Source organism: Nocardia sp. NBC_01327, from assembly GCF_035958815.1.
Classification (GTDB): Bacteria; Actinomycetota; Actinomycetes; order Mycobacteriales; family Mycobacteriaceae; genus Nocardia.
Map to the genome: position 1 here is coordinate 66,759 of NZ_CP108383.1, position 18,435 is coordinate 85,193.

An 18,435-nucleotide genomic window follows, 5' to 3' on the forward strand; every position below is an offset into this window, starting at 1 on the left:
CCTACTCCTGATCTTCGCTGTCGGCCTGGACCACGGCGAGTACGGCGCCGACCTCGACCTGCTGGCCGGTGCTGACGTTCAATTCGGTGAGGATTCCGGCGACGGGCGCGGCGATGGTGTGCTCCATCTTCATCGCCTCCAGCCACAGGATCGGCTGACCCTTCTCGACCCGGCTGCCCGCTTCCGCCGCGACGCGGATGACCGCGCCGGGCATGGGCGCGAGCAGTGAGCCCTCGGCCACCTGATCGGCCGGATCCTCGAAACGCGGCAGGCGGCGCACCGCCACCGGGCCGAGCGGGGAATCGACGGCCACCAGATCGCCGTAGCGGGCGATCTCGAAGCGGCGGCGCACCGCACCGCGCTCCCCCGGCACCTGCAGGATCACCAGATCCGGTGTGGCTTCGACCAATTCGAGATCCGGATGACCCTCGACCTCGACACCGGCGCGGGTGAGCCGGTAGCGCACCTCGTGCTTACCGGTCAGGCGGCTCTCGTAGGACTTGGACTGGGGCTGCGACGGCAGATTTCGCCAGCCGCTGGGCGTGCCCCGCACGACCCGTGCCGCATGGCGATTGGCGGCAGCGTCCGCGAGAGCGGCGGCCACGATGGACAGCGCCTCCTCCGACTCCGACGCCAGCGGTGCGGACAGCGCGTCCAGACCGTGGGTGGCGAAGAAGGCGGTATCGGTGTCCCCCGCCAGGAAGGCCGGATGCCGCAGCACCCGCACCAGCAGGTCCCGATTGGTGACCAGGCCGTGGATCTTGGCGCGCTGCAAGGCCGATGCCAGCAGGTGCGCGGCCTCGTCGCGAGTGTCGGCGTAGGAGATGACCTTCGACAGCATCGGGTCGTAGTGCACGCCGACCACGGAACCGTCCACCACACCGGTGTCCAGGCGTACGCCCGGCTCGGTCAGAACGGTGAATTCACCCAGGGTGCCGGGGATGTCGAGCTTGTGCACCGGACCGCTCTGCGGCTGCCAGTCGTGCGCCGGATCCTCGGCGTAGAGCCGAACCTCGATGGAGTGGCCGCGCATGGCCGGCTGCTGCGCGGGCAGCGGGCGACCCGCGGCCACCTGCAATTGCAGGCGCACCAGATCGAGTCCGGTGACCTGTTCGGTGACCGGATGTTCCACCTGCAGACGGGTATTCATCTCCAGGAAGAAGAAGTCGCCCTTCTCGTCCGCCAGGAATTCGACGGTGCCCGCACCCTCGTAACCGATGGCTTCGGTCGCCAGCCGGGCCGCCTCGAACAGCCGCGCCCGCATCCCGTCGATCTTCTCGACGAGCGGCGACGGCGCTTCTTCGACAACCTTCTGATGGCGACGCTGGATGGAGCATTCACGCTCGCTGACGGTCCACACGGCGCCCTGCGTATCGGCCATGACCTGGACCTCGATATGACGGCCGGTCTCCAGGTAGCGCTCACAGAACACGGTCGGATCGCCGAAGGCCGACGCCGCCTCGCGCCGTGCGCCCTCCAGCTGCTCGGTCAGCTCGGCGAGGTCGCGCACCACGCGCATACCGCGGCCGCCGCCACCGGCGGAAGCCTTGATGAGCACCGGGAGCATATCCGCGGTGACCTCGGCCGGATCGAGTTCGGCCAGCACCGGGACACCGGCGGCGTCCATCATCTTCTTGGACTCGACCTTGGAGCCCATCTGCTCGATGGCCGCGACCGGCGGGCCGATCCAGGTCAGGCCCGCATCCAGGACGGCGCGCGCGAATTCGGCGTTCTCCGACAGGAATCCGTAGCCGGGGTGAACGGCGTCGGCTCCGGCGGCCAGTGCCGCCGCGATGATCAGGTCACTGCGCAGGTAGGTCTCGGCCGGGGTATTGCCCGGCAACCGGATGGCGGCATCGGCCTCGGCCACATGCGGTGCGGCGGCATCGGCATCCGAATACACCGCGGTGGTAGCGATTCCCATGCGGCGGCAGGTGGCGAATACCCGGCGCGCGATCTCGCCGCGATTGGCGACCAGCACGTTCGTAATGTCCATAACCGCACTCACATTCGGAAGACGCCGAAGCCCTCGGCGCCCTTGATCGGGGCATTGTGGATGGCGGACAAGGCCATTCCCAATACCGTGCGGGTATCGCGGGGATCGATGACGCCGTCGTCGTAGAGGCGGCCCGACATGAACATGGGCAGCGATTCGGCCTCGATCTGCGCCTCGATCATGGCGCGGATACCGGCATCGGCGGCCTCGTCGAACGGAATGCCGCGCGCCTCATTGGCGGCCCGGCCGACAATGGAGATGACACCCGCCAGCTGCGCACCGCCCATGACGGCGGATTTCGCACTGGGCCAGGCGAATACGAAGCGCGGATCGTAGGCGCGACCGCACATGCCGTAGTGGCCCGCGCCGTAGGACGCGCCCATGAGCAGCGAAATATGCGGCACCTTCGAATTGGACACCGCATTGATCATCATCGCGCCGTGCTTGATGATGCCCTTCTGCTCGTACTCCTTGCCGACCATGTAGCCGGTGGTGTTGTGCAGGAACAGCAGTGGGGTGTTCTTCTGATTGGCCAGCTGGATGAACTGGGCAGCCTTCTGCGCCTCCTCCGAGAAGAGCACGCCGCGGGCATTGGCCAGAATACCGACCGGATACCCGTGCAGCTCAGCCCATCCCGTGACCAGGCTGGAGCCGTAGAGCGGCTTGAACTCGTCGAAATCGGAACCGTCCACCACGCGGGCGATGACCTCGCGGGGGTCGAACGGGATCTTGAGGTCGCCCGGCACGATGCCGACCAGCTCCTCCTGGCTGTACAGCGGTTCGATCACCTCGGTGATCGCACGCGGGGCCGGGCCCTTCTTCTCCCAGTTCAACCGGCGGATGATCGAGCGGCCGAGGCGAATCGCGTCCTGCTCGTCGACGGCCAGATAGTCCGCCAAACCCGATACGCGAGCGTGCATTTCGGCGCCGCCCAGGGATTCGTCGTCGGACTCCTCGCCGGTGGCCATCTTCACCAGCGGCGGGCCGCCGAGGAACACCTTGGAGCGATCCTTGATCATCACGGTGTAGTCGGACATGCCGGGGATGTACGCGCCACCGGCGGTCGAATTGCCGAAAACCAGTGCGATGGTGGGTATTCCGGCTGCCGACAGGCGGGTCAGGTCGCGGAACATGCGGCCGCCCGGGACGAAAACCTCTTTCTGCGTGGGCAGATCCGCACCGCCGGACTCCACCAGGCCGATGACCGGCAGGCGGTTCTCCAGCGCGATATCGTTCATGCGCAGGTTCTTTCGCAGCGTCCACGGATTCGAGGTGCCGCCGCGCACGGTCGGATCGGGCGCCACGATCATGCACTCGACGCCTTCGACAATGCCGATGCCCGCGATGACGCTGGCGCCGACATGGAAATCGCTGCCCCACGCGGCGAGCGGCGCCAGCTCCAGGAACGGCGAATCCTCGTCGAGCAGCAGTTCGATGCGCTCGCGCGCGGTCAGCTTGCCGCGCTTGCGATGCCGCGCCATCTTGTCCGGCCCGCCGCCGGCGATGTTCTTCTCGTACTCGGCTTCGACCTCGTCGAGTTTGGCCGTCATCGCCTCGGCGGCGGCCTGATAGTCCGCCGACTTCGGATCTACGGAGGTGCGCAGAATACTCAAGACTGGAACCCCAATCGCTTTGCCGCCAGGGCGGTCAGGATCTCGTTGGTGCCGCCGCCGATACCGAGAATGCGCACATCACGGTACTGGCGCTCGACCTCGGACTCACGCATGTAGCCGAGCCCGCCGAACAGCTGCACGGCCTGGTGGGCCACCCACTCCGCCGTCTCGACGGCGGTGTTCTTGGCGAAGCACACCTCGGCGATCAGATCGGTCTCACCGCTCGCGGCGCGTTCGGCCACATGCCGGGAGTACACCCGGGCCACATCGATGCGCCGGGCCATCTCCGACAGCGTGTTCTGCACGGCCTGGCGGCTGATGAGCGGGCGGCCGAAGGTCTCGCGGTCGCGGCACCAGGCCAGGGTGAGGTCCAGGCAGCGCTGCGCGTGCGCGTAGGACTGGGTGGCCAGGCCGACCCGCTCGCTCACGAAAGCATTGGCGATCTGGGCGAATCCGGAATTCTCCGGGCCGACCAGATTCGAGACCGGTACGCGCACATCCACATACGACAGTTCCGCCGTATCGGAGCAGAGCCAGCCCATCTTGTCCAGCTTGCGGCTGACGGTGAATCCGGGCGTGCCCTTCTCCACCACGAGCAGCGAAACCCCCGCCGCGCCTTTGCCTCCCGTGCGCACGGCCGTCACCACATAGTCGGCGCGCACGCCGGACGTGATGAAGGTCTTCGCGCCGTTGACGATGAACTCATCGCCGTCGCGGACCGCACTGGTGGTGAGGTGCCCGACATCGGAGCCGCCGCCGGGCTCGGTAATGGCCAGCGAGCCGATCAGCTCGCCCGCGAGGGTCGGCTTCACCCAGCGCTCGATGTGCTCGGCATTGCCGGAGGCGATGATGTGCGGCACGGCGATTCCGCAGGTGAACAGCGAGGCGAACAGGCCGCCCGAGCCACCGGCGTAATGCATTTCCTCGCACACGATCGCCGCGTCGATGGGATCGCCGCTGGAACCGCCCGCGGACTCCGGGAACTGGATGCCGAGCAGGCCCAGCGCACCGGCCTTCTTGTGCAGCTCACGCGGGAGCAGACCGTCCCGCTCCCAGTCGTTCAGGTACGGCAGCACCTCGCGCTCGGTGAATCCGCGCACGGTGGCGCGCAATTCGCGCCGCTCGGGCGTCTCCCACTGGTTCACATAGCTCATGCTGTGCCCTTTCGGCATGCTCGGGGGCCCTGCGTGGTTACGCAGGCTGCCTCCTTCGGGCCCTGACCGCTCATGCCAGAAGCTCCACAGGTATCTCGATGTGCCGGGCTCGCAGCCATTCCCCGAGCCCCTTGGCCTGCGGATCGAAGCGCGCCTGATAGGCCACGCCCGCGCCGAGCAGGCCCTCGACAATGAAATTGATCGCGCGCAGATTCGGCAGTACATGCCGGGTGATCGGCAGTTTCGCGGTTTCCGGCAGCAGCAGGCGCAGCTCGTCGACGGTGAGCGCGTGCACCAGCCAGCGCCACTGCTCGTCGGTGCGCACCCAGACGCCGATATTGGCATTGCCGCCCTTGTCACCACTGCGCGCCAGCGCGATGGTGCCCAGTGGGACGCGGCGGGTCTCGCCCTGCGGAAGTAGCTGCGGCAGTGCCGGTTCCGGCACCTCGGCCAGTTCCAGGGTCTCCCCCGCCGGGGCGATGTCCACCGTGCTGCCGTCGGGCAGCGTCGCGAGGTGCGGAACCTCCTTCGCATCCACGTATCCGGGGGTGAACACGCCGTAGGGCGCGCCATTGCCGGGCAGCGTGGTCAGCGAGAAGCCCGCATAGCTGGCCAGCGCCAATTCCACTGCCACAGCGGAGAATCCGCGGCCGACCTTGTTCGGGTCCGGATCGCGCACCACGCAGCGCAGCAGCGCGCTGGCCTGCTCCTCGGTCTCGGCATCGGGGCGGTCCAGGCGCGCGAGCGTCCAGTCCAGCTCCGCCGGGCGGACCGGCAGCCAGGCTTCCAGCTGCCGCTGCACCAGTTCGACCTTCGCCTCGATATCGAGGCCGGTGAGAATGAATTCCATCTCGTTGCGGAAACCGCCGAGGGTGTTGAGCGACACCTTGGTTCGCGACGGCGGCGCTTCACCCCGCACACCGCTGATGAGGACCCGATCCGGCCCCTCCTGGGTGAGCGCGATGCTGTCGAGCCGGGTCGTCACATCCGGTCCGGCGTAGCGCGCGCTCTGGATCTCGTACATGAGCTGCGCTTCCACCGTGTCCACGGTGACCGCGCCGCCGGTGCCCGCATGCTTGGTGATCACCGTGCTGCCGTCGCGGCGCACCTCGGCGATGGGGAAGCCCGGGCGCATCAGATCGGCGATCTCGGTGAAGAAGGCGAAATTGCCTCCGGTGGCCTGTGTTCCGCACTCGATGACGTGCCCGGCCACCACGGCTCCGGCGAGTGCGTCGTAATCCCCACGCCCCCAGCCGAAGTGGGCGGCCGCGGGACCGACCACCAGCGCGGCGTCGGTGACGCGCCCGGTCACCACAATGTCCGCGCCCGCGTTCAGGCATTCGGCGATGCCCCAGGCGCCCAGGTACGCATTGGCCGTCAGCGGCGTCCCCAACCCCAGTTCAGCGGCGCGCGGCAGCAGGTCGTCACCGGCCACATACGCGACTTTCGGTGCCAGCCCGAGCTTTTCGGCCGCCTCCCGCACCCGCTGGGCCAGCCCCGCCGGGTTCAGCCCACCGGCATTGGCCACAATGCGCACACCCGATTCGAGGGCCAGCCCGAGGCTGTTCTCCAGCTGCCGCACAAAAGTCTTGGCATAACCCAGGTTCGCGTCCTTCATCCGATCGCGCCCCAGGATCAGCATGGTGAGCTCGGCGAGGTAGTCGCCGGTGAGCACATCGAGCTCCCCGCCCTCGAGCATCTCGCGCATGGCGCTCATCCGGTCGCCGTAGAAGCCGGAGCAGTTGCCGATCCGAATGAGCTCCGGATCGTCGCCGAGCTGACTCATTACTGGGCCTCCCTGTGCACACCGCGTTCGCGCGGCTTCTTCGCCGCGGTCGCTTACAGGGTCACATCGCCCCAGAAAAAAATCAAGCCTGCGTGCTTGTTAATTGCGGGCACCGCCGAACCTGGGAGTCGAGCCACCAGGCAAACTGGGTCGGGTGTCCTCAGATGTCAGCGTGATCGTGCTGCTTGCCCTGGCCGGCTTCCTGCTCGGCGGGGCCTATTCGACCTGGAAGACGCTGCGCCCGCTCGCCATCGCACTCGGTGTGGCCGGGGTGCTGGCGGTGGCGGGCGCGATCCTCTACGTGATTTAGCTAATAGTTAGCTACTCGGCTCGTCGGCTATTCGGCGTCGAGCCGGAAGATGCGCAGATCCTCGGGCACTCCGCTGAGGGGGGCCGCGAAGAAACTGCGGCGATAGGGCTTCACCCCGAAGCCCAGCTCCTCGAGCGTCTCGTCGTGCAGGGAGTCCAGGGTGGCCGCCGACAGCATGGTGTTGCCGTTTCCACCGGCCTCCATGACCCGTGCGGCGATCGTGACGTCCAGGCCCAGCCAGTCCCCGCCGATCTCGCGCGGCGTGCCCGTGTGCAGGCCCATCCGCATCTGCGGGCGGTAGCCGCCGACGGTCACGCCGGTCAGGTTCTCCTTGGCCGCCACCGCGGCCCGTACGGCCCGGTCGGCGGACGGGAAGACGGCCATCAGGCCGTCGCCCATGCGCTTGATGACCGTGCCGCCGCGATCGGCGATGGGCGGCTCGATGGCCTTGGCGACCCGGCGCAGCAGCTCCAGGGTCTGTTCGTCGCCGGCGGTCAGGGACCAGCTGGAGAAGGCCACCAGATCGGTGAACATGATGGTGATCTCCTGCGTGCCGCGGCCCTTGCCGACCCGTTCCAGCATGGCCTGCCAGACCTGCAGCGCACCCAGCCCCAATTCGCGTGCGGCGCTGGGTGAATCACCGACCAGCTTGTCCGCGGCGCGGGCGACCGCCCGCGCGCCGCCGGGACCGGACACCGACAGCGGATCGCCGAAGGCGGGGTCGCCGGGGAGGTTCTCGCGGGCCTTGCGGATGGCGCCGATGAGATCGCCGCGGGCATTGGCGGCGGAAACCAGACCCGACAGCTGGCCGGGGAAACGGCGGCGGCCGGGAGCGGCGTCGGGTTCCTCGCCGTCGTCGACCGTTTCGGTCGGGACCAGCGGGATCACCAGGTCGGGGTCGATGCGGGGGGAACGCGCATCACGCGCGCGAGCACCGTTCGCCTCACGCGACCGGTTGCGATCGGTGCCCAATCCTTCCGAACGGGAGGCGTCGGATGCGCGTTCGCCGTCGTCGGAGGGTCGCTCGCTCACGCCCAGAGCGTATCTCAGGGCTTGATCTCCGGATGGATGAATGATTGCCACCTGCACACCTTCCGATCGGTCTGAGCGGCCACATCGTTGGGCCCGCCGATGTATGGAGTGTTTTGGTTGCTGGGACGATGCTACCGACGCGTGGTTTGGATAGCCAGGCGAGTGGGTAGCGGAGCGATAGTTTTCACACACTGTTCTTCTGCGCACATGACTCTTCTGTGCACATGACATCGGCCCGATACGGAACCAGTCCGTATCGGGCCGATGGTCGCCGCCGAGCCGGGCAGTGGCCGGCGGCATCCCCGGGCAGGGTCTATGCGTCGCGCTTGTTCACCATGAACAGAGCCGCGCCGAAAATGATCGCGACGAAGGCCGCGAAGTACACCAGGCTCCCCCACGGGCCCCAGTGCCAATCGGTACTGCCGCCGTCGGACACCGAGTAGAAGTGCGAGGCGTTGGCGAAGGGCATGAACGCGCCCACATTCCGGCCGAAGCTACCGAAGGCGCTCAACAGCGACTCGATCACGGTGGGCCACAGGATGATCAGCGAAATGGCGGCGGCCGTCTGCCGCACCAGTACGCCGATGCCGACCGCGAGCAGCACGGCGAGGAAGGCGTAGATGGCCGGGCCGTAGATCGCCCGCGCATTGGCCGAGGTCGACAGTTCCAGCGCGGAACCGCCGCTGGAACCGGTGATGATCTTGGCCAGGCCGAAGGCCAGCAGGGTCAGCACCCCGATGAGCACCGCGCCGTACACGCCGATCATGAGCGCCTTGGTGGTGAGCACCTTGTCGCGCTTCGGGGTGGCCAGGAAGGTGGATTTGATGGTGCCGAAACGGTATTCACTGGTCACCGCCAGCGACGCCAGGATCATCAGCACCAGCACGCCGAAGCCGCTCACGCCGCCGACGACGTTCGTCACGCTCAGCGGCGGCGAATCGGCCTTCGGATTGCGATTGACCGCCGCGATCAGGGCGGCGAAGCCGAGACCCAGCGCCACGATAATGGCCGAGCACCACCACGGCGACCGGGTCGAGGTGAGCTTGATACGTTCCGCTGCGAGCACGCCCATCAGAGCGCCCCTCCCATCACCTGGTCGAAACCTTCGCCGTGGTATTCCACCGCGCTGCCTGTCATCCGCATGAACGCCTCCTCCAGCGAGGCGCGCTGCGGCGACAGCTCGTAGAGCGTGATGTCGTTGGCGCCGGCCAGTTTTCCGACCGCGTCGGAGGTGACGCCGGTGACGATCAGGGCGGCGCCGGCGGCGTCCGCACCCTCCTCGCGCACCGTCATACCGCCCGAGGTGAGCACGCTGCGCAACTGATCCAGCTGCGGACTACGCACGCGCACAGAGTGTTCCGAGGCGCGCTCGATGAAATCCTTGGTGGAGACGTCGACCATGAGCTTGCCGCGGCCGATCACGATGAGCTGTTCGGCGGTCTGCGCCATTTCGGACAGCAGATGGCTCGACACCAGCACGGTGCGGCCCTCGCTCGCGAGCCGCTGCATGAAACGCCGAATCCACAGAATGCCTTCGGGATCCAGGCCGTTCACCGGCTCGTCGAACAGCAGCACCTTCGGATCCCCGAGCAGTGCGCCGGCCAGGCCGAGTCGCTGCGACATGCCGAGCGAGAAACCGCCCGCATTGCGATTGGCGACCTCCGAGAGGCCGACCAGCCGCAGCACCTCCTCCACCCGGGAGGCCGGAATGTCATTGGATGCCGCCATCCAGCGCAGATGCGCACGCGCCGAACGGTTCGGATGCACCCACTTGGCATCGAGCAGCGCGCCGACCTCTTCCAGCGGGCGCTTCAGAGCTCGATACGGCTTACCGTTGACGAGCGCCGTACCGGACGTCGGTTCGTCCAACCCCAGAATCATCCGCATGGTGGTCGACTTGCCCGCCCCGTTCGGGCCGAGAAAGCCGGTCACCAGTCCCGGACGCACGGTGAACGTCAGATCCGACACCGCGACGGTCTGCCCGTAGTGTTTGGTCAGGCCCCTCAGTTCGATCATGACGCCCAGTCTTCCCGAAGTTGCGGCCGGGCACTATCGACCCGAGGTCGCGCGTCGCATCCCCCTCGAGGATGACCTGGTCCCGAGCTCCCCCGAGGATCATCCCCCTGAACGAGGAGCTGCGGCAACGCAATTTCGGCCGGTCATACAGCGGGCGAGGACGCCTGCGCCCAGAAGCGCTTCGGAATGCGGCCCGCCTCCCGGGCGAGCAGGCCACCCTGGACGGCATGGGCCATGGCGGCGGCCATCAGCGCGGGCCGGCGGGCCCGGGTGACGGCCGTGGCCAGCAACACCGCGGAACAGCCCAGTTCCATGGCCAGCGCGGCATCACTGGCGGTGCCGATGCCCGCGTCCAGAATGATCGGGACGCCCGCGGCGGCGACGATCATCTCGATATTGTGCGGATTCCCGATGCCCAGGCCGGTGCCGATGGGTGAGCCCAGCGGCATGACGGCGGCGCAGCCGATGTCCTCGAGCCGGCGGGCCAGCACCGGATCGTCGGTGGTGTAGGGCAGCACCGTGAAACCGTCGTCCACCAATTGCTCTGCGGCACTGACCAGTTCGATGGCGTCCGGGAGCAGGGTGCGCTCGTCGGCGATGACCTCGAGCTTCACCCAGTCGGTGTCGAGGGCCTCGCGGCCGAGCTGCGCGGTGAGCACGGCCTCGGCGGCGGTGCGGCAGCCCGCGGTATTGGGCAGCGGCGCAATATCCAAGCGCTTCAACAGATCCAGCACGCCGGTGCCGCCCGCGGCGTCCACCCGGCGCATGGCGACCGTGGTCAGTTCGGTGCCCGAGGCGATCAGCGCCTCCTCCAGCACCGTGAGGTTCTCCGCCCCGCCGGTGCCCATGATCAGGCGGGAGCCGAATTCGCGGCCCGCGATCACCAGCGGTCCGATCGGGCTAGCCACCCTGCACCGCCGTCAAAACCTCGATCTCCCAGCCACGTTCGATCTGCTGGTCCCAATTCGATTTGGGGAACAGCGCGCCGTCCACCGCCACCGCGACGCCCTGGGACGGCAGGTTCAGCCGCTCCAGTAGCTCGCGCACCGTGGGCGCCTCGGCGAACGAATGATCCTCACCGTTCACGGTGACGCCGATCGGGATAACGGTCATCGAATTCCTCCTGGAGAAATCGGGGCTTCGGTGCGGGCGGACGGGGTATCGGCCGGGACAGGGCGGGCGAAACGACCGGGGTCGGCGGGCGCGGCCTCCGGAAGCTCGGTGTCGGAGAGCAGGGCGAGCACCGCGTCGACGGTGACGGGCGTACCGAGAATTCCATTGCGGCCGTGGCCGGTCGCGGCGATCACCCGATTGTCCAGGTAGCCGATGAGGGGGACGCTGTCCGGTGAGCCCGGGCGGGAACCCGCTGCGGCTTCGGCGAATTCGTATTCGCCGATGCCCGGGAGAATCGCCTCGGCATCGGTGATGAGGTCGCGAACGCCGGCGACTGTCACGGCGGTGTCGAAACCCTGCTCGTATTGGGTTGCGCCCAAGACGATTCCGTCCGCGCGCGGGACCAGGTAGATGGGGCGGCCGTGCACGCGCGCCCGGATCACGCCCTGCGGCGGGACCGGTGCGCTGGGGCGGCGGCGCAGGCGCAGGATCTCACCCTTCACCGGGCGCACCGGCAGGCCCGACCACAGGGCGGCCGCGGCGGCGCCCGCGGCGAGCACGATCCGATCGTGCGGGAGGTCTTCCAGGGAGGTCACCTGTTCGGCGCGGAATTCGACTCCGGCGGCGGTACAGGCCGCGCGCAGGGCGGTCACCAGGGCGCGGTTGTCCACGGCCGGTTCGGACGTCGCCAGCAGTCCGGCGCGGACCGTGCGGGCCAGGCCGGGTTCGGCCGCACGGACACCGGCCCGGTCCAGCAGTCGCAGTGCATGACCGCGCGCATTGACCCAGTCTGCGATGGTGCGCAGATCGGCCGCGTCGGCGGCATCGAGGGCGACGGTGAGGGTGCGCGTCGCGGTGAACAGGTCCGCACCCGTGCGGGCCCGCAGGCGCTCGGCGAAATCGGGCCAGCGCGCGAGCGAGGCGGCCCCGAATTCCAGGGCGCCGTCCTCACCCGGCCACCCCTCGGAGAGGGGGGCGAGCATGCCGCCCGCGACCCAGGAGGCGCCTGTCCCATTTGCCGGATCCAGCAGTGTGACCATCCAGCCCGATTCGGCGGCCCGCCAGGCCACTGAGAGCCCGATCACGCCTCCGCCGACCACGGCCAGAGTCCGCATCTGGTTCCACCTCACTACCCGGACATACCGGGAACTGCAATTTCATCTGTAAGTACATCTGACGTAAACGCCTGATCACGCGTAACCGACCGCGAGGCATTCCACATGCCCACGGTAGCGCGACTACGGTCTGAAACGTGCAGCCCTCCCACCCCGGCCGCCCTGCGGCACCGCGCGAACGTCTGGCCGACGCGCGCCTGTATTTGTGCACCGACGCTCGGCGGGAAAAGGGCGATTTGGCCGCCTTCGCCGATGCGGCCCTCGCGGGCGGTGTCGACATCATCCAGCTACGAGACAAGGGGTCGCCCGGGGAGCAGCAGTTCGGCTCGCTCGAGGCCAAGGCCGAACTCGGCGTCCTCGCCGAACTGAAGGCGGCCGCCCGCCGCCACGGGGCGCTCCTCGCCGTGAACGATCGCGCCGATATCGCCCTCGCCGCCGGCGCCGATGTGCTGCATCTGGGCCAGGGCGATCTACCGCCCTTCTACGCCCGCAGAATTCTCGGCCCGGATGTCGTGATCGGGCGCTCCACCCACAATCGCGCGCAAGCCGGGCTCGCGGGGGTCGACGAACATATCGACTACTTCGCCACCGGCCCGGTGTACGCCACTCCGACCAAGCCTGGACGCCAGCCCTCGGGGCTGGACCTCGTGCGCTCCACGGCCGAATCGCACACCACCCGACCGTGGTTCGCCATCGGCGGCATCGACGACACACGACTGCCCGAGGTGCTCGCCGCCGGTGCGACCCGAATCGTGGTGGTGCGCGCCATTACCGCCGCCGCCGACCCCGAGGCCGCCGCCCGCGCCCTGAAGCAACGCATTCTGGACAACCTCGACCGCTGAGAACCACCCGTCGTCCCAGCATGGCTTCGGCCGGGACCGTGGTGGATCAGCCGCTCCCTGTGGATTCCGGCCGGAGGCACGCCGGAATGACGGGCGAATTCAGCCGGCCGGCAATGGGTCCAGGCGGATCGGGACGCCGTTGAGGTTGGACATGCCCGCGAGGCGTTCGACATCGGCGATGTCGGACGACATCAGGTCGTTGACATTGGCGCCGCCCGCGGCGTTCGCGCGCTGCCAGCCGCCGCTGTGGCCCCAGCCGTGCGGGATGGCCACCGTGCCCTCGGTCATGTCCTCGGTGAGGCGGGCGGTCACTTCGATCGAACCGTGCGCGGAGCTGACCCGGCAGCGGACGCCCTCCGAGATACCGGCCACGGCAGCGTCTTTCGGGTTGATGCGGGCCGCGTGCGTGCGATCGCCGCGCATGAGCAGTTCGGAATTGTGCATCCAGGAGTTGTGGGATTTCAGCTCACGCATGCCGATGACGCGCAGCGGATAGGCCGGATCCACCTCCGGGGTTTCGAGGCCGCCGAGTTCGGCGAGAATCTCCCCCGGAGCCAGCTGCACCCGTTTGTCCTTGTGCTGCACCACTTCTCGCAGCACCCCGGTGGTGACGGCCTCGGCGAGCACCACGCCGTGCGGGTGGCGGCGCAGCATGCGGAGGCTCAGGCCACCGCGGCGCAGGCCGAACAGATCGCCGTACGGACCCGTGCGAATGGCGAGGTCGGCCAGCACCTTCGGGGTGGGCCGGGCATTGCGCCCGCCGGGCAGACCGCGCAGGCGGCTCAGCAGGCCACCGGCGAGCTTTGGTCCGAAAACGAAGGGCTGCACGCCGATTCGGGTGGCGATAGCGTCGATGATCTGCCATTCCTCGCGGGCCTCGCCGTACGGCTCCAGCACCCGCTCGGTGTACTGGGTGTACGGGGTGGGCGAGAGCGCCGTGAACGGCAGCGGAATATCGTCGCGCTCCAGGAAGGTGGTGGCGGGCAGGATGTAGTCCGCCATTCGATTGGTGTCGTTCATATAGAGGTCGATCGAGACGAACAGGTCGAGTTGCGCCAGCGCGGCGAATAATTCACGGCCGTTGGGGACCGAGGAGACCGGATTGCCGGCCGAGGTGAACAGTGCGCGCAACTGACCGGGGCCCGGGGTGGTGATCTCCTGAGCCATGACGGCCGCCGGGAAGGTGCCCAGCACATCCGGGAAATCGCCTATGCGGGAACGGTTCTTGCCGTAGCCGATGAGGCCGAGGCGGGCGTTGAGCTTGGAGACGGCCACCAGTTCTTTACCGAATACCGAGCCGCCGGGCACATCCAGATTGCCGGTCACCAGGGCCAGCGCATCGATGAGAAAGGCGACCAGGGTGGCATGGCGGCCCAGGCACGTGCCGGTGCGGCCGTAGACGGCGGCGCTGCCGGCGCGGGCCAGATCACGGGCCAGCGCGCGCACCCGGTCCGGTTCCAGGCCGGTCACGACGGCGGTCGCCTCCGGGCTGAATCGGCTGACGGCATCGCGCAATTCGCGCACGCCGGCGGCCTGGCGGCGCAGCGCCTGCGCATCGGCCAGGCCTTCGGTGAAAATGACCTGGAGCAGCGCGGCGAGCAGCCAGGCATCACTGTCCGGCCGCACACCGACGTGCTCGAACAGGCGCGCGGTCTCCGTCCGGCGCGGATCGACCACCACGACCCGGCCGCCGCGCTTGGTGATCGCGGTGAGCTTCTCCCGGATGCGCGGCATGCTCATCGCACTACCGTGTGAGACAACGGGATTCGCGCCGAGCATGAGCAGGAAATCGGTGCGCTCCAGATCCGGGACCGGCACCGAGGTGAGCGAGCCGTACAGCAGCTCACTGGCGACGAAGCGATTGTTGATGTCCTGCGAGCCCGCCGAATACATATGCCGCAGACCGGCGGCCAGCTGAAAACCGACCAGCCACAGCGTATGTGAATAGGAGAACGAGGACGGATTCCCGAAATACCAACCGAGACTTTCCCGTCCGTGCGCGCCGATGATCGCGCGCAGCCGGGCGCCGATATCGTCGAGCGCCTCCGCCCACGAGACGCGCTCGAAACCCTCGCCGTTTCGCCGCATCGGATACAGCACGCGATCCGGATCGTTCTGAATCTCGGTGAACGCGATGCCCTTCGGGCACGCATTGCCCAGCGATAGCGGATGCTCCTTATCGGCGCGCAGCCGCACCAGTTTCCCGTCCTCGACGGTGGCGATCAGCCCGCAGAGTGGTTCGCAGATCCGGCAGTACGTGGGAATCTCACGCTGGCTCACGCCTCAAGACAACACCTGGGCGAGCGTGAGGAACAACACATTTCCGGCCATATCGGCCGCCGCGGGGCTCGGTTCGGCCGCACCGATCCGCGCGGTGCGGGCATCGCCGTTGCCGCCGGAGCACAGCCACAGGAACTCCGCGTCCGACAGTTCCAGGGTGCGTGGCAATGCGGCCGCCACCGCCGCCGGATCGTCCAGCCCGTCCAGGCTCACCCGCGTCGGGGTGGCGCGCAGCAGCGGCCAGGCGGCGGCGAAACCGGGATGCAGCGGGCGCGCGTCCACCTCGTCCTCCGGCACCCACGCCAGTTCCGTGGATTCGAGATTGCCCCGGGTGCGCAATTGCGTGACCGCGTCGGCGATGACCGTGGTGTACGTCCAGCCGCTGTCCGCGACGGCGGTAACCCGCGAGGCCCGCACCCGGATGGACCCGGCGGTGATGCCCGCCTCCTCCTCGGCCTCGCGAACGGCGGCGTGCACGGTGGTCTCATGGCTGTCGCGCGCGCCGCCGGGCAGCGCCCAGGTGCCGCCCTGATGACTCCAGGCCGCGCGATGCTGCAGCAGCACCGCCGATCCCCCGTCCACGAGCGGTGCGCGCAGCAACAGTCCGGCAGCACCGAAGCGTCCCCACTGACGGGTGCCATCGGGACTCTCGGCCCAGCCGTCGCCGTCACCTCGCATACTTCGCAATCCCATCCTCGGACCGCGCCGCGATGACTGCCGGGTGTTCCCGCGTCACGGCACAGGTACGTCCACAATAAGCTCATTCGACAGCAACAAGTCGATCGTCCGGTTTCGGTCAGTGGGAGGTGAACATGGTTCGCAACGAGGAGCTGCGCCTCGACGAGCTGTCGCCGCGGGCTGCGGCCGCCGCCGTCCGGGAACGGTTCTCGTCGACCGATATGCGGACGTTCGCGCACTCCTCACCGGCGAAATTGATCGCGGTGGGGCTGGTGCTGCTGGGCATGTGCGTGGCGGCCGGGGTGGTCACCGCCACCGCGGTCAACCATCGCCAGCACGCGCTCGACGTGCTTTTGGATCAGTCCGAGCCGGACGCCTATTCGGCACAGCGGCTCTATACCTCGCTGTCGGTGGCGGACGCCTCGGCCGGCACCGCGTTCATCTCCGGCGGGCTGGAACCGAAACCGGTGCGGGACAGGTACAACCAGGCCATCGGCGAGGCGGCGGCGGAACTGGTGACGCAGTCCGATCGCAGCGGCGGGGATACCGATACCGATCTGCGCTCCGGGATAGCCACCGGATTGCCGGTGTACAGCGGACTGGTGGAGACGGCACGCACCGACAATCGCAACAGCCTGCCCGTCGGCGCCGCCTATCTGAGCGAGGCGTCCAATCTCATGCAGTCGACCATGCTGCCCATGGCGCAGGAACTGCAGGAGCACCGCTCGGCCGCCATCGCCGCGACCCAGCACCATCATGTGCAGCCGCCGTGGTCGGCGATCATCCTGCCGCTGCTGGCGGTCGCGGCGCTCGTCACGGCACAGCTGTTCCTGTTCCGGCGCTGGAATCGGGTGCTCAATCCGGGACTGCTGCTGGCCACCGCCATCATGGTGGCGTTACTGGGCTGGACGGTGCTGGCGGGCGTCATCTCCGCGGTGTCCACCACCCATTCCCGCGACGACGGCAGCGTTCCCACCGCGGCGCTCACCGAGAGCCGCATTCTCGCGCAGCAGGCCCGCGCCGCCGAAACCCTGAAGCTGGTGCGCCGCGATACCAGCGCCGAATACGACAACACCTTCGACCAGGCCACCACTAAACTGAGTGGCATTCTGGCCGGTTATTCGAAGGACGCACCTGGCGCGAGCGAGGTGAAAACCGCGAGCGACGCCCTGAGTCATTGGCGCGCCGCCCATCAGCGCATGAACGACGCACTTTCGCGCGGCGACTTCATCGGCGCGGGCGCGGTCGCCACCGGACCCGGCGCGAACGAGGCCACCGCCCAGGTCGACACCCTCGACCACGCACTCGGCGACGGCATCACCGACACCCGGAACACCCTGCGCACCAATGCCTCCCATGCCGCCCGCACCCTCGATCTGCTGGCGCCGGGTGCGCTGGTGCTGAGCACCGCGGCGGCCGTACTGGTGGCAGCCGGGCTGTGGCCGCGCCTGCGGGAGTACCGATGAGCCGGCGGCGCGCACCGTTCGACGGGCGCCGCGCGGCCCGGGCGACCTGGCGACCGGCGGTGGCCGCGCTGACCCTCTGCACGGTCGCACTGACCACGGCCTGTGCCGACAATGCCGCTCCCGCACCGCAATTGCCGCGGGTGCCCAGCTATGCCGAACCGCCGCTGCCCTCGGGGGCCACGGTCGCACCGGCCAATGCCGCCGCGCCACCGGCGCCGGTGAACTGCGGTGACCCGACCGCCAGTCTGCGGCCGACCGGCGCGCGGACCGGGCCCGATCTCGATGCCATCCGCAATCGGGGGCGGCTGCTCGTCGGGCTCGATCCGGGCAGCAATCTGTTCAGCTTCCGCGATCCGACCACCGGGGCGCTCGCCGGATTCGATGTGGACATCGCCAGGGAGGTGGCGCGGGATCTGCTCGGCAATCCCGATCTCGTCGAATTCCGCATTCTCGGTTCCGCCGAGCGGGAACGCGCGCTGCAGGAGCACACCGTCGATGTCGTGGTGAAGACCATGACCATCAATTGCGACCGGCGGCAACGGGTTACGTTCTCCACCTCCTATCTGCAGGCGCATCAGCGGGTGCTGACGGTGCGCGATTCCGGTATTACCGGACTCGCGGATCTGGCGGGCAAACGGGTGTGCGTGGTGCCCGGCACCACCTCCATCGATCTGGTCCGCAGTCAGCAGCCCGCCGCCTCCATCGTCACCGTGCCCAGCTGGGCCGACTGCCTGGTGGTGCTGCAGCAGCGGCAGGCCGACGCCATCAGCACCGATGACACCCTGCTCGCCGGACTGTCCGAACAGGATCCGCAGACCGAGGTGGTCGGCCCCGACCTCAGCACCGAGCAGTACGGCATCGGCATCTCCAAGGGCTCCGACGATCTGGTCCGCGCCGTCAATGCGACGCTGGAGCGCATTCGCGGTGACGGCACCTGGAACCGCAGCTATCAGCGCTGGCTCGCCAGCGAACTCGGCGATGCCGCGATCCCGCCGCCGCCCAGGTATCAGGACTGATATGAGCGACCCGAACGA

At 68.4% G+C, this 18,435-nt stretch carries 16 protein-coding genes; 4 read left to right on the plus strand and 12 right to left on the minus strand.

What is annotated here, in order from left to right; all coding sequences use genetic code 11:
* Position 1: 1 nt before the first annotated feature.
* The 4 genes from OG326_RS00300 to OG326_RS00315 form a co-directional block, all read right to left on the minus strand.
* Positions 2–1,996, minus strand: a complete 1,995-nt coding sequence (locus OG326_RS00300) for an acetyl/propionyl/methylcrotonyl-CoA carboxylase subunit alpha (RefSeq protein ID WP_327142621.1) — start codon at positions 1,994–1,996, stop codon at positions 2–4.
* A gap of 8 nt (positions 1,997–2,004) precedes the next feature.
* Positions 2,005–3,609 carry an acyl-CoA carboxylase subunit beta gene (locus OG326_RS00305; protein ID WP_327142622.1) on the minus strand — a complete coding sequence of 535 codons (1,605 nt, stop codon included), beginning with the start codon at positions 3,607–3,609 and terminating at the stop codon, positions 2,005–2,007.
* Positions 3,606–4,754, minus strand: a complete 1,149-nt coding sequence (locus OG326_RS00310; RefSeq protein ID WP_327146305.1) for an acyl-CoA dehydrogenase family protein — start codon at positions 4,752–4,754, stop codon at positions 3,606–3,608. Before OG326_RS00310 ends, OG326_RS00305 begins: the two co-directional genes overlap by 4 nt.
* Positions 4,755–4,833: 79 nt before the next feature.
* The gene (locus OG326_RS00315; protein WP_327142623.1) at positions 4,834–6,549 is read right to left on the minus strand and encodes an acyclic terpene utilization AtuA family protein; all 1,716 of its coding nucleotides are present in this window, start codon (positions 6,547–6,549) and stop codon (positions 4,834–4,836) included.
* Positions 6,550–6,703: 154 nt separating this feature from the next.
* On the opposite strand from OG326_RS00315, the gene OG326_RS00320 reads away from it, so the two are divergent.
* Positions 6,704–6,859, plus strand: coding sequence for a hypothetical protein (locus tag OG326_RS00320; protein WP_327142624.1), 156 nt, complete (start codon positions 6,704–6,706; stop codon positions 6,857–6,859).
* Positions 6,860–6,886: 27 nt separating this feature from the next.
* Here OG326_RS00320 and OG326_RS00325 read toward each other — a convergent pair whose 3' ends face one another.
* The 6 genes from OG326_RS00325 to thiO all read right to left on the minus strand — a co-directional run bounded on the left by OG326_RS00325 (position 6,887) and on the right by thiO (position 12,135).
* On the minus strand, positions 6,887–7,654 hold the full coding sequence (locus tag OG326_RS00325; RefSeq protein WP_405140084.1) for an adenylate/guanylate cyclase domain-containing protein: 768 nt from the start codon (positions 7,652–7,654) through the stop codon (positions 6,887–6,889).
* A 550-nt stretch (positions 7,655–8,204) separates the two neighbouring features.
* Positions 8,205–8,963 carry an ABC transporter permease gene (locus OG326_RS00330; RefSeq protein ID WP_327142625.1) on the minus strand — a complete coding sequence of 253 codons (759 nt, stop codon included), beginning with the start codon at positions 8,961–8,963 and terminating at the stop codon, positions 8,205–8,207.
* Positions 8,963–9,907, minus strand: coding sequence for an ABC transporter ATP-binding protein (locus OG326_RS00335; RefSeq protein WP_327142626.1), 945 nt, complete (start codon positions 9,905–9,907; stop codon positions 8,963–8,965). Before OG326_RS00335 ends, OG326_RS00330 begins: the two co-directional genes overlap by 1 nt.
* Before the next feature lie 143 nt (positions 9,908–10,050).
* Entirely contained in the window at positions 10,051–10,815 is a 765-nt protein-coding gene (locus OG326_RS00340; protein ID WP_327142627.1) for a thiazole synthase, read from the minus strand.
* Positions 10,808–11,020: a sulfur carrier protein ThiS gene (gene thiS, locus OG326_RS00345; RefSeq protein ID WP_327142628.1), complete on the minus strand. Its 213-nt coding sequence runs from the start codon at positions 11,018–11,020 to the stop codon at positions 10,808–10,810. Before thiS ends, OG326_RS00340 begins: the two co-directional genes overlap by 8 nt.
* A complete protein-coding gene (gene thiO / locus OG326_RS00350) occupies positions 11,017–12,135 on the minus strand; it encodes a glycine oxidase ThiO (RefSeq protein WP_327142629.1) in 1,119 nt (372 codons plus the stop codon). The genes thiS and thiO overlap by 4 nt, the downstream gene beginning before the upstream one ends.
* Before the next feature lie 137 nt (positions 12,136–12,272).
* Here thiO and thiE point away from each other — a divergent pair, with 137 nt between their 5' ends.
* Positions 12,273–12,977 (plus strand): thiamine phosphate synthase, encoded by a 705-nt coding sequence (gene thiE, locus OG326_RS00355; RefSeq protein ID WP_327142630.1) that lies wholly within the window; start codon positions 12,273–12,275, stop codon positions 12,975–12,977.
* A 99-nt stretch (positions 12,978–13,076) separates the two neighbouring features.
* On the opposite strand, the gene OG326_RS00360 is transcribed toward thiE, so the two are convergent.
* Positions 13,077–15,257: a molybdopterin-containing oxidoreductase family protein gene (locus OG326_RS00360; RefSeq protein WP_327142631.1), complete on the minus strand. Its 2,181-nt coding sequence runs from the start codon at positions 15,255–15,257 to the stop codon at positions 13,077–13,079.
* A 3-nt stretch (positions 15,258–15,260) separates the two neighbouring features.
* On the minus strand, positions 15,261–15,935 hold the full coding sequence (locus tag OG326_RS00365) for an NUDIX domain-containing protein (protein WP_327142632.1): 675 nt from the start codon (positions 15,933–15,935) through the stop codon (positions 15,261–15,263).
* 134 nt (positions 15,936–16,069) lie between these two features.
* On the opposite strand from OG326_RS00365, the gene OG326_RS00370 reads away from it, so the two are divergent.
* Positions 16,070–17,401 (plus strand): hypothetical protein, encoded by a 1,332-nt coding sequence (locus OG326_RS00370; RefSeq protein ID WP_327142633.1) that lies wholly within the window; start codon positions 16,070–16,072, stop codon positions 17,399–17,401.
* Positions 17,398–18,417, plus strand: a complete 1,020-nt coding sequence (locus OG326_RS00375) for a glutamate ABC transporter substrate-binding protein (RefSeq protein WP_327142634.1) — start codon at positions 17,398–17,400, stop codon at positions 18,415–18,417. The genes OG326_RS00370 and OG326_RS00375 overlap by 4 nt, the downstream gene beginning before the upstream one ends.
* The last annotated feature ends 18 nt before the right edge of the window (positions 18,418–18,435 follow it).